The sequence below is a fragment of the Pararcticibacter amylolyticus genome (genome assembly GCF_003130405.1).
Classification (GTDB): domain Bacteria; phylum Bacteroidota; class Bacteroidia; order Sphingobacteriales; family Sphingobacteriaceae; genus Arcticibacter; species Arcticibacter amylolyticus.
Genome location: NZ_QEAS01000035.1, coordinates 11,119 through 22,998 on the forward strand (window position 1 = coordinate 11,119; position 11,880 = coordinate 22,998).

The following is an 11,880-nucleotide window of genomic DNA, read 5'->3' on the forward strand; positions in this document are numbered from 1 at the left end:
TGGCAACCTCTTGACGGGTTTCAACTTGAATTACGTCAGGTGGGATGCCATTAAATTTCGGTGGCGAATGGACTACTCCATGGTTTACGAAGACAATTCGTTTTTGGCTTCTAAAGATACTTACCTGGAAAGTGTAATTCAGTATACAGGTACAGGTAAAAAGCAGCCGTTCTATGCTTTCGATTATTATTGGGACGCCAATTTTAATGAACATACTGTACCTGGAAAAGATGTAGATCATTGGGGGTTTCACAACGGATTTGACAATTCTCAAAATCTAATACCTTATCAATTGTCGGCAACCGAAATCACTCAAACTCATTGGTCCACGTATCCTGCTGCAAACAGAAGTCCCCGGTTGGAATATTGCATCATGGGAGCGCTGAAGACGATTTATTTCCCTACAGGCGGAAAAGAGGTATTTGAATATGAGCTACATGATAAAAAAGGTTCCTCTGGAGCAACAGAACAGGTTGGAGGTTTAAGAATCAAACAAACGACTCTTTATGACGGAATTGACCCTGGAAATAATCAAATTCGAGAATACAGATACATAGAGCCGAATGGAGCATCTTCGGGGTTTCTTGGCGAAAAAGCCGAATATAAATTCACAGAGAATACTTATTACAATGATGGAGGATGGCCTTCCAACCCACGAATAAAGAATTCAAGAACCACTTATATAAGTCATCCGGTTAACAATCTATCAACTGTAGGAGGGAGCCACATTGTATATCGGAGAGTAGAAGAAATTCTTAAATCTCAAAATAGTAACAATGGTAAGGTTGTTTATGAATTCAGCAATATGGATAGCGTCAAAAACGGCCTTTGGACGCCACAGGACTACTATCCATACAGACCTGTCGACAGACCCATCTGGGCTTTAGGTTTACCAGTCAGAACTTCTTATTACAACAGTTCGGGCGTCTTATTAAAGGAAGTCTTGAATAAATATAAAATAAAGCAGCAAGTGTATCAAAATGAATCCTTCCGGTCTCTTTATGTTTCGAAAAAGGGAGAGATTGATATCCAGGGAGGCAATGGAGATGGCTTATTGAGGTTTATTTACAAATGCAATAACTATTATCCCATTTCAGGTAGCGCCGATCTGATATCTACAGATGAATTGTCTTATGATAATGGAGAAGCAAAAAGAAAGAACATTGAATATTTTTATGATCCGCTTTATCACTTGGTTAAGTCCATCCGGACTATGTCCGGGGACGGAAACATTGTTAATCAAAAGAAGTATTATTCATTCGATTATCAGCTTGGCGCCTCATCCCCTACAGGGAAGATGTTCAGCCTTAATATCATTAATAAACCCATTTTAACCGAGACCTGGCTTGAAAAACAGTCCGGGACTACAACAAACAATTTTTTGATCGATGCGACCTTATACAATTATGAATCATTGCCAAATGGAGCTGTTCGTCTTCGCCAGCAATATAGATCTGTGATCGAAAGGCCGATCCTGTCCGCTAATATAGCAGCTTTCAACCCAACTGTTCTCATTCAGACTGGCCGCAATCTTTCTGTTTCAAATACTTATGTATCATATGATAATAGAGGAAATATTACGGAATATGAAGATCGTAGCGCCCGGAGCACAGCACTTTTATATGATAAATATAACAATGTCTTAGTCAAAGCGGAAAATTCAAGAATTGCAGGCATAGGCTACTCCGGATTTGAAGACAATGAGCTGGGAGATATATTTTCTTATGGCCCTGCTGGCAGAAGTGAGGGCGATGCCTGTGTAGGAAATTATTGCTTTTCCGGTTCGATAACCAAAGCAGGTTTGCCTTCAGGTGACTACAATTTGAAGTTATGGGCAAAGGGCAGCGGAAATATAACAGTTAACGGCGTCAACCAAGTAATCTCAAACGTCTGGACACAATATAATTGGAGCTTTAAATCAATAACCAGCATTAGCCTCAATTCCAACGGGAACAAGATAGACGAACTTCGTTTATCGCCAGCAGGTTCTTTGATAGAAACACGTGCATACAAAGGTTTGGTTGGTATCATTGCTGCCAACTCTCCAGGTGGAATTATAACTTACTATGAGTATGACGATTTTAATAAACTCAGGCGTATTTTAAATGACAAGAAAAAAGTCACTAGAGAGCAGCAGTATAATTTCAAAAGACCTTTCTATAGTTCGGCAAAATCAGCAGAATACAACAATCTACACTGCCCATTAGGTTATATACCAAGCGGGACTATTACTTATACAATACCTGAAAATAAGTATAGTTCTTTAATATCCCAGGAAGACGCAGACGCAAAGGCCCAACTTGATGCAGATCTCAACGGACAGGCTTATGCCGATCAACAAAATAATTGTATCAGGGGGTATAAAAACGCTGTTGTATACAGGATGTTTACAAAAAATAATTGCCCCTCGAATATGGTGGGTGAAGATGTTGCGTATTCTGTACCGGAAGGTCGATATATATCAACGTTTTCTCAGGCGGAAGCAGACGCAAAAGCTTTGCAAGACATTAATAGCAACGGCCAGGCTTATGCAAATGCTCATGGTAGTTGCATAAGCAAAGTCGCTGCTACGTTGACTAATTCAACTGGAGATGATTTTTATGTATTTATTTCCGGTATGTCAGATCCCGTTCTGTTGACCCCGGGAGAAAGAGTCGTTCGTTTAACTGATCGTGCCAACTGCAGCTTTGAGGTTCGGCCTGTAAATAACCCGCAGGGTGTCTACAACTTTTCATTTTCAAATGGCGATAGCCAACATGGTAATAGTGCAGCTTTCAATTTCGTAGCATTTGAAGGGGTACATCTTTTCATAAATAATTAAGAAAGAAGGGAAATCTATGGGAAAGAGAATAGAGATCAAGCAATCTGCATTGCTCATTTACACCCTTCATAGATTACGTAGGAGTTCGATACATTTTATAATGATAATTACAAATAAGACCATACAAATGAAATTATTGATTTTTCTTTTAAGCATCGTCGGAGCATTCTTTTCTACTAGTTGTGCTGTTGCCCAATCTCACATAGACAGTATTCAAACAAAACCGGGCTATATGAAGTCCGTAAATGAAACGCAAAGCCAGTTCAATTTTTACATGCGTTCTGTGAGGGGAGATTCTACCAGAGCTGTGCGTGTTTTGCAGATTCAGAACGCTTATAAAGCGGCACTGAAAGAGTTAGAAGCAAGCCAGGCTTTAAGTCAGGAAGACCGTGTAACCCGTATAAAAACGTTGATGGCAGACAGGAATCGTAAGTTGACTGCTTTGTTGGCCAGAGATCAGTTTGAAAAAATTATTCCTGCTACAGAAAGAAGTCCAAGTAGCCAACAGTAAAAGAGCGAATCTTTAAAATGAAGAGTATTTGTATGAATCCTATTTTCAAAACACCTTTTTCCTATAAAGAATTGGGATGCTTGTTTCTATTTGTTATACTGCTGATTCTTACTGCTGGTAACACCTTTGCCCAGAATGGCACCTATAAATATGATGCAATAAATGCAGGGTCTTTCAGTCAATGTGGTGGAACTTTTAACGACTCACGAAATAATTCTTATTACAACGGTACTTCCTATGCAGATAACTATAATCAAAACAATAGTATGAGCCAGCCCCATGGGCAGCCGAGTCCGGATGTCTGGTATTATTTTACCGTAAGTGGTAATTCCGATATAACCATATCTCTCTGCGGGAGTAGCTTCGACACTTATGTCCATTTATTAGACGGAGAAGATCAAATTATCAGTAATGACGATTCAGAATGCGGGAGACAATCGTATCTGACCTATACCGGACTTCCTGCAGGATTCTATTATGTAGTGGTAGAGGGGTATAGTAGCAACACCGGCGATTATACGCTTCAGATTAACAGTACATCTACTGGGACTGCACCTCTGGGGGCCACCATATCAAATCCTGTTCCTGCCGGCACCTTTAGTTCTTCCGGATCGTATGTTCATACAGCTAATAATGCCACACCTTGTATGGGTAACGAATATGGGCAGCCAAGCAATGATGTTTATTACAGGTTTACCCTGACAGCGGCAGCCAATATTTCGCTCTCTCATTGTGGAAGTAATTTGGATACTTATATGTGGTTGCTGGATGCTTCCGGAAATTTGATTACCAGCAACGACGATAATACCAATACAAATTCTCCCTGTCCGGGATCTCAAGCCTACATAGCAACGACCCTCCAACCCGGCACATATTATGTGGTTTCCGAAGGGTATGGTAATAATACCGGTAACATTACGACTACTATAGCGGTCACTCCTGTGGTTCCGGTTGTGCCCCCTGTCATCAGTTATGATTTTCCTTCCCAATTACGATTGGGAGCAACTGTATCTTTCTCCCCGGCTAATACCGGGGGGACTGTGTCAGCCATTCAGACGACCAGTACCTTTGCAGGGACTGGTTCTGCAGGAATGATAAACGGGGCAGCGCTATCTTCTAGTTTCTATAATCCCCTTGCAGTTGTGGCGGACGCATCTGGCAATATTTACGTTGCTGATGCCGGTAATAATAGTATTCGGAAGATCAGTACTTCCGGCGAGGTCAGCACTCTCGCAGGAGCAAGCACCAGTGGCTATGCAGAAGGGACTGGTACGGCCGCCCGATTTAAACTACCCTCAGCACTGGTGATCGACGCCTCTGGAAATATCATAGTAACTGACCAGCAAAATCACCGTATCCGCAAGATTACTCCTGCCGGTGTAACAAGCATTTTTGCCGGTAGCGGGGCAGCAGGATTTGCCAACGGAACAGGCACGGCCGCAGCTTTTCAATATCCAGCAGGACTTGCACTCGATGCTGCCGGTTACCTGTATGTCAGTGATAACTGGAACCACCGGATCAGAAAGATCTCGCCGGCAGGTGTCGTGACCACATTTGCAGGAACAGGCGTAGAAGGCAGTGTTGATGGCTTGGCAAACTCAGCCAGTTTCACGTATCCTTGTGGCCTCACTTTCGACAGCTCAGGTAATCTGTATGTAGTAGAGCGCCAGGGACAGCGACTGAGGAAGATCAGTCCGGCAGGAGAAGTAACTACAGTTGCTGGCAACGGCACGGCTGGCCTCGTGAACGGTGTGGGCGCCGCCGCACGTTTCAACTGGCCAAATGCAATTACAGCGGACCCTTCTGGAAACCTATTTTTGTGCGACCAGCTCAATCATATGGTACGTAAAATTACTCCATCGGGCGTAGTAAGTACTCTTGTCGGAACAACTACTGCAGGAATTGTAAATGGTATCGGCGATCAGGTGCGAATGAATGGCCCTTTTGGTATCTGCCGCGATGTACAGGGGAATATTTATGTAGGGAATAGTACTGGTAATGTCATCCGTAAGATCGTTGTTACTCCTGCATATACCATCAATCCGTCCTTACCGGAAGGATTGAGTCTGGATAGCGAAACGGGAGTAATAAGCGGAATTCCAGTTGTAATATCTCCTGCCACGACCTATGTTGTAACTGCAAGGAATAGTGCAGGAGCAACGGGTACTGCGACGATAACCTTCGCGGTGATAGCGGCTGGCTTACAAACCAGTAAAGATCGGAATTATGTATTAACCATGTCTCCTCGAGTTCCCTTTGACGTTACTCACGATTTGAAGAGTAAAACGGCTGATGAGGTAGAGTTCAATGTCAATTATTTTGATGGTCTGGGTCGTTCTCTTCAGGAAGTACAATACAATGGAAGCCCCGGAAAAGACAAAGACCTTGTCCTGCCAATAGAATACGACCCATTTGGAAGACCAGGAAAGTCATTGGATCCTTATGCAGACAGGACAAACAGTGGAGGGTATAAGACTAATGCCCGAAATCAGCAAGAGAACTATTTTAATGCTCCGGGGGCAGGTGTGAGCATCGTTCCTTATCCCTTTTCGGAGACACGTTATGAACCATCTCCACTAAACAGAATTGAAGAGGTAGGGGCGCAGGGAACGTCATGGCAGCTAAGTACCAGTGGAATATCTGGATCGGGACGTACCAAAAAGCTTACATATGGTTCCAATACCTCAACCGGGGAGAGGAGTGTGCGGCTATATCGTGCTGAAGCAGTTAGCACCAGTGGCGGAGAATATAAACGGACCCTTGCAAGCACTACTAATTATAACTCCAATGAGCTTTATCTGACCATAGCGAAAGATGAGAACTGGACGGGTGGAAAGTCTGGAACTATAGAGGAATACAGGGATAAGCTGGACAGGGTTGTATTACAAAGGAGCTGGAAAGATGAAACAACACCAGTTTCAACCTATTATGTCTATGACGATCTGGGCAACCTGAGTTTTGTACTTCCTCCGGGTGTTGATCCGGACAACGGAAGCATTGACGAAAACAAGCTCAATAAATATTGCTATCAATATCGGTACGACGGCTGGAAAAGATTAATTGAAAAACGCCTACCCGGAAAAGATGGCTGGGAGAGCATGGTTTATAACAAAAACAACCAACTTGTTTTAGCCCAAGATCCCAGGCAAGCACAGAGCGGGAAATGGAGCTTTGTAAAATACGATGGACTCGGCAGAATTGTTATAACCGGCGAATATCAAAATACAAATTCAAGATCGGCTCTTCAGGCAACTGTCGATGCTCAAACTGTGCAGTGGGAAAACTATACAGGGTCAACAAGTAATGAAGGATATGATAATAAGAGTTTTCCGTCTACTTATTCAAAGATTTTTACTATTAATTATTACGATGGTTATACATTCCCGGGAAGCAATGTTTTTGGCACTCTCCCAGGAGCCAGAAGCAACCGGACACAAGGCCTTTTAACAGGAATAAAAACAAGTGTTCTAGGCACAACAACTATGCTGACCCGATTAGTTTTTTATGACGAGGATGGCCGGTTGGTTCTGGAAAAGAGTCAAAATTACAGGAACGGCACAGATAGTGTACGCCTCAGTTACACGTTTAAAGATGAGCTATCAGTAGCCATACACTACCATAACAGCCCGGGAGGTAGCATAATCGTAAAAACACGATACGAATACGACCATTTAGGAAGGAAAACCAAAACGTGGGAAACTATCAATAGTGAAGGAGAGGTTCTTCTTTCCCAGAATATATACAATGAATTAGGACAGCTTTGGCAAAAGAAATTACATAATTCTGCACAAACCATTAGCTATACGTACAACGAACGTGGTTGGATCACTTCATCCTCTGCGTCAAAGCTTGACTTCAGATTACGTTATAATAGCACCGCAAAAGGTGCAACACCTCAATATAATGGCAACATTGCGGAACAGGAATATACGGGTCTTTACAGTGGCAACCGATGGTTTACCTATAGCTATGACCGATTGAACCGATTGATAAATTCTACGTCCAGCCATGCAAGCAACAAACTTGGAGAAAGTCTTTCTTATGATAAGATGGGTAATATTACAAACCTCAACCGGGGGAATTACGGATCGCTGGCTTATACCTATGACGCTTGCAGGCTAGCCAATGTCAGTGGGTTTAAGAACGGTAGCTTTACGCACGATGCCAACGGAAATGTCACCACAGACGGAATCAGAGGCCTTACAATCTCTTACAATGAGATCAACCTTCCCTCTCAAGTGAATGGTGCAGGTTCAGCCACATACACATATGACGCAAGGGGCAATAAACTCAGATCTATCCAAGGCAGTACCACCCGTGACTACATCGCTGGAATCCAGTATACGAATGGCGTAATTGACTTTGTACAAACTGAAGAAGGAAAGGCGGTGAGGAATACCGATGGAACCTACAGGTACGAATACAATCTGAAAGACCATTTGGGTAATACAAGGGTCACCACAGATGCGGCAGGAAATGTAATTCAGGAAGATGAATACTACGCTTTTGGCCTCAATTCCCCGGTTTATATATCTGGTGAGAAAAATAAATATCTTTACAACGGAAAAGAGCTCCAGGATGTATTAACAGACCAATATGATTATGGAAAGCGTTTTTATGATCCGGTTATTGCAAGATGGAACGTTGCAGATCCTCTGGCAGAGAAATCATCCAATTTAACCCCGTACAGGTATGCTTTCAACAATCCCTCTCGGTATATAGATCCTATGGGGTTATATGAAGTAGACGAAAAAGGAAATATTAATTTAGATGATCCGCAAGAGATTGAGAGGTTTATGAATTATTTGAAAAGTAATCCGGGAGCTTCTATTAGTGATATGTCGAATCATATCTTCAGCGCCGAAAATGGGTTTTCCTGGCAGCTTTCTACTGTCCATGTAACCGGTGCATCAGGTTCTTACAGTAACATGGTTTCTCAAGCACAGACAGCTGTCAGTAATGCAGTGTCTGCTATGTCGGGTTTCAATGGGTCGGTTACTTATAGTATTCCTTTCAACGAACGAAGGGATCGTTTTTCAGTTGGTTTTTTTAATGCTGCAGAATCAGATCATCTTTCAACATCTGGAGTAATAGGCAATGTCGTAGGAACGAGTATCTCTGTAGGGGAGGCAGTTAATAATGCCTACAAATATATGCCCAGAACAACAGCTTCAGATTTAAGTTCTATTCAACAGGCAGGGAGAGTTTTTAAATACGCGGGTGTGGCTGTGGGAGTAGCAGGATCATTTGCAAAAGCATTTGAGGCTGGAGCGGACGGAAAAGTGACAGCTGGGGAAGTATTTGGGATGATATATAGTGGAGCGTCTATCGCAGTTCCAGCATTAGGATATATCGATTTAGCCGCCGAAATGGTAAGTGGCACAAGCCTTTCAGATAGGATAGCAAATGGAATAGATTCTGCTTACCCTAATGCCAATTTGAAATTTAACACAACGAAATGATAATTTTTGATTATATTTTCTACAGGATTGCGCACTTTTTTCATAAAAAAGACGGAGATGAGGGTGTCAGAGCATTAGCCTTTGTCGTTGTAATTCAAGGGCTATTATTGATTTCCCTATTTTTTTTTATTCAGATGATATCCGCAACTCATATAGATCTTCGAGGCTGGAGTAAGTATGTGGCCGTAGTTTTGATGGTTATTCTGGGGGGCATCAATTTCATAAGGTATAGGGGGAAGTACCGGTACCTCCACACAAGGTGGGGAAATAATGAGACAAAGGAGCAAAAATTGGTAAGAGGCGTTTTAGTGCTATTCGCTATCGTTATACCGTATCTTTTAGCTATATGTACCAGCTTATTGGTCTATAAATAATAATGTTTCCAGTAAAGCAGACTTTATTTTTATTCAGGACGACTGTAAAATGAATTGTCCAGGAGTGAAATATGAAATTCCACTGCCCGCTAATCCTGATAAGCCTGGTACTGTGAAATACTGATTTTAAAGGCTTTTTATATCAAATTCATAACCTTATAGTAAAACAGATAGACCAATTCCGGGGATTTCAGATATGTACTCTTGCTCAATAATTGTTCAGGAATGGATTGTTCGATCTCTAGATGCTAATATTGGTTTGACCGGTAATCAATAATCTCGGAAATATGTTCTGTGGCGAACGCTTAAAAATCTATCCTAATTTCTCCATCCAATTCTCCATTAACGGTGATTTTGAAAGAAGAAGACAGTGGGCCGCTTATAACGGTCTTTTTGCCTGATTCAACTTTTACGGAGGAAATGATTTTGCTGACTGTGGTTCCATCTGTGTAGTAAGCGGAAATTTTGGCGTCGACGTCGTCAGTGGTGTACAGGGGCAGCTGAACCCTAAGGCCGTTTGTTCCGTCGGTCGCTGAGGCGGTAACGGCCTTTTCGGCAAAGGTATTGTCGGAGGTATTGGTCAAGCGGATTTTGGAAACCGTGGTTGGAACGGTGCCGGTGATCACAAGTTCCAGGGTAGATACAACTGTTTTGGGAGAAACATCCTCTTTCTTGCAGGATGAAAAAAACGAAATTGTAATAAATAATCCTAATAGATATTTCATGGTTAAGGGAGTCTATTAACCTAAAGTTAAGGGTAGTTTTAATGGAACAGCAGTTTAGTGAGAAAATATGAAAAGGTGACGAGGATCATGTTTTCTAGCGGAGATATAAACTAGACCACATGTTTAATCAAGTAGATAAGACAGTTAGTTATCCCTCTTTTTTAATTTATATAAAATAAGTCCCCGGCCCCGTTTGCCATCGGCTCTTCTCTTTCTATTCGTATCTACGACTAGCTTTTTTAAATCATTGTTCTTAATGAACGCATCTGTAATGCGACTAGGTTGCTTAATAGATTGTTGAATATTCACAGGCAAAAGATTAAAGAGATCTGATGACGTAAATTCAAGAGGAAGATTCTCCGACTTTAATGCTGCTATTATATGATGTGAAAGTTTTAGCTCATTATTTCTATCTACTATCGGTTTCCCGATCTTTCTTCTCTTTGATATAATTAGTCGAGTCTCTTCTGGAAGAGACTCTGCATCAAGAAAATCGAACTCTGGGTCTCCAAATTTAAAGTACCTCAACCCGAATACTTTACTAATTTGTTCTGCCGTTTTCAAAACAATGTTTTTCTCCCCCCTTATAATCTGCTTAATGGATTCCGTGTTTGAACCGATCATCTTTGCAACATCCGCTTCAGCCAAACCATAGTGGTTTAAATACTTCTCAAGTTGTTGTCCGAATTCAACTGCTACGTCATTTATGAGCTTCTCCAAAACTTATTGTAAATATTTCCTTATGCATCAAGAGTGCTCCCCACACTGATTTTCAAATACCTATACTATCATATTCTTCATTGAAAAATTCGTTAAGAGGCACTTTGATTTTTTCCAATGTTTTGACGAGCGAACTGATTCTCATATCTTCTGATCCTGCTTCATATTTGCCGTATTGAGAGCGGTTGAGGCCGTAGGCGTAAGCAAATTCATCTGAATTTGAATAGCCTCTATTTTTTCTAATATTTCTAAGCCGTATACCGATCCTCTTTATATCAGAGGGCAGATCATCTTTCTTTTTGGCGGGCATGTTAATAAGGATTTAAAGGGCGGATAATTCTTATAAATCAAGAATGCTACCCACACTGATGTTTAAAGCATCTGCAATTTTCTTAACAAGAGAGATTGATGAATTATGTTCCGCTCTCTCAATTCTACCTAACTGCCTGGTATCAATATCAACCAGTTCTGCGAACTTTTCCTGCGATAATTTCTTGTCTTGTCTGATTTGTATTATTCTTTGTCCAACAAGTTCGAGGTAGTCCTGATCGATGTACTGCTTTGCCATGAGGCAATGTGTGAATATAAGGAAAAAAATATTAGGACATATTTGTCCTAATGATCTTTTAGTTTTATCTTTACTTGGAAAATGAAAGTAATTGTATGTAAATAGATATTAACTCATTAAAGGAATAATCCGAGCATTTGGATACCGAAACTTGTGCGAGAAAATATAGGAACTTTCTAAGTACGCAAGTAGAAGGAGACAGGTGCCCATTTATTATCTTTGTCAAATTGATAATGATGGGCCCTCTCGTATGTGTACTTAGCCCTCCTATAGGCTTCTCGCGTGTACAGAGGATCACCCATCATTATTATTTTTGATTCTCTGTCTGCCGGTTTCCGATGCTTAAAATGATAGAGAAATGAAGACGAACTTATTTAATTTACTACCGAGCTTATCTTTTACCTGTACTTTCAGAAAGGAGGTTCCCCTCTGATGCGCCCACTCGATGAATTCCTCATCAACTACGATGAAGAGGGTAGCAGAGCTTACCTCTGGAAAATTATGAGATCCGCCGTCACCGGCGAATTTGGCTCCCTTCCCCGGAGAGAAAGAACCGACATGATGTATTTCTACGAGCAGCTTGACGGCCTGTTGGCCGATATCTATAAGCATCGCGAAGAGACACCAGAGTCAAGAACAGAGGGGAGTGGAGATGCATAAGCCCTCCCTGTCTATATGGATCATGTCGACAGTCATCCC

General features: G+C 41.6%; 8 protein-coding genes. 4 read left to right on the plus strand and 4 right to left on the minus strand.

Annotated elements, in window-relative coordinates; genetic code table 11:
• The first annotated feature begins 103 nt into the window (after positions 1 to 103).
• The 3 genes from DDR33_RS24065 to DDR33_RS24075 all read left to right on the plus strand — a co-directional run bounded on the left by DDR33_RS24065 (position 104) and on the right by DDR33_RS24075 (position 8,794).
• Complete coding sequence (locus tag DDR33_RS24065) at positions 104 to 2,821, plus strand: DUF5977 domain-containing protein (protein ID WP_238387934.1); 2,718 nt, start codon at positions 104 to 106, stop codon at positions 2,819 to 2,821.
• A 127-nt stretch (positions 2,822 to 2,948) separates the two neighbouring features.
• Complete coding sequence (locus DDR33_RS24070) at positions 2,949 to 3,332, plus strand: hypothetical protein (protein ID WP_146198844.1); 384 nt, start codon at positions 2,949 to 2,951, stop codon at positions 3,330 to 3,332.
• 17 nt (positions 3,333 to 3,349) lie between these two features.
• Positions 3,350 to 8,794 (plus strand): DUF6443 domain-containing protein, encoded by a 5,445-nt coding sequence (locus tag DDR33_RS24075; protein ID WP_109418361.1) that lies wholly within the window; start codon positions 3,350 to 3,352, stop codon positions 8,792 to 8,794.
• Positions 8,795 to 9,473: 679 nt separating this feature from the next.
• Here DDR33_RS24075 and DDR33_RS24085 read toward each other — a convergent pair.
• The 4 genes from DDR33_RS24085 to DDR33_RS24100 all read right to left on the minus strand — a co-directional run bounded on the left by DDR33_RS24085 (position 9,474) and on the right by DDR33_RS24100 (position 11,181).
• The gene (locus DDR33_RS24085) at positions 9,474 to 9,893 is read right to left on the minus strand and encodes a hypothetical protein (RefSeq protein WP_109418363.1); all 420 of its coding nucleotides are present in this window, start codon (positions 9,891 to 9,893) and stop codon (positions 9,474 to 9,476) included.
• A 144-nt stretch (positions 9,894 to 10,037) separates the two neighbouring features.
• Positions 10,038 to 10,613: a helix-turn-helix domain-containing protein gene (locus DDR33_RS24090; protein ID WP_109418364.1), complete on the minus strand. Its 576-nt coding sequence runs from the start codon at positions 10,611 to 10,613 to the stop codon at positions 10,038 to 10,040.
• Positions 10,614 to 10,665: 52 nt separating this feature from the next.
• A complete protein-coding gene (locus DDR33_RS24095; protein WP_109418365.1) occupies positions 10,666 to 10,923 on the minus strand; it encodes a helix-turn-helix domain-containing protein in 258 nt (85 codons plus the stop codon).
• A gap of 30 nt (positions 10,924 to 10,953) precedes the next feature.
• Positions 10,954 to 11,181, minus strand: a complete 228-nt coding sequence (locus tag DDR33_RS24100) for a helix-turn-helix domain-containing protein (protein ID WP_109418366.1) — start codon at positions 11,179 to 11,181, stop codon at positions 10,954 to 10,956.
• A 432-nt stretch (positions 11,182 to 11,613) separates the two neighbouring features.
• On the opposite strand from DDR33_RS24100, the gene DDR33_RS25635 reads away from it, so the two are divergent.
• The gene (locus DDR33_RS25635; RefSeq protein WP_146198845.1) at positions 11,614 to 11,841 is read left to right on the plus strand and encodes a hypothetical protein; all 228 of its coding nucleotides are present in this window, start codon (positions 11,614 to 11,616) and stop codon (positions 11,839 to 11,841) included.
• Positions 11,842 to 11,880 lie beyond the last annotated feature (39 nt).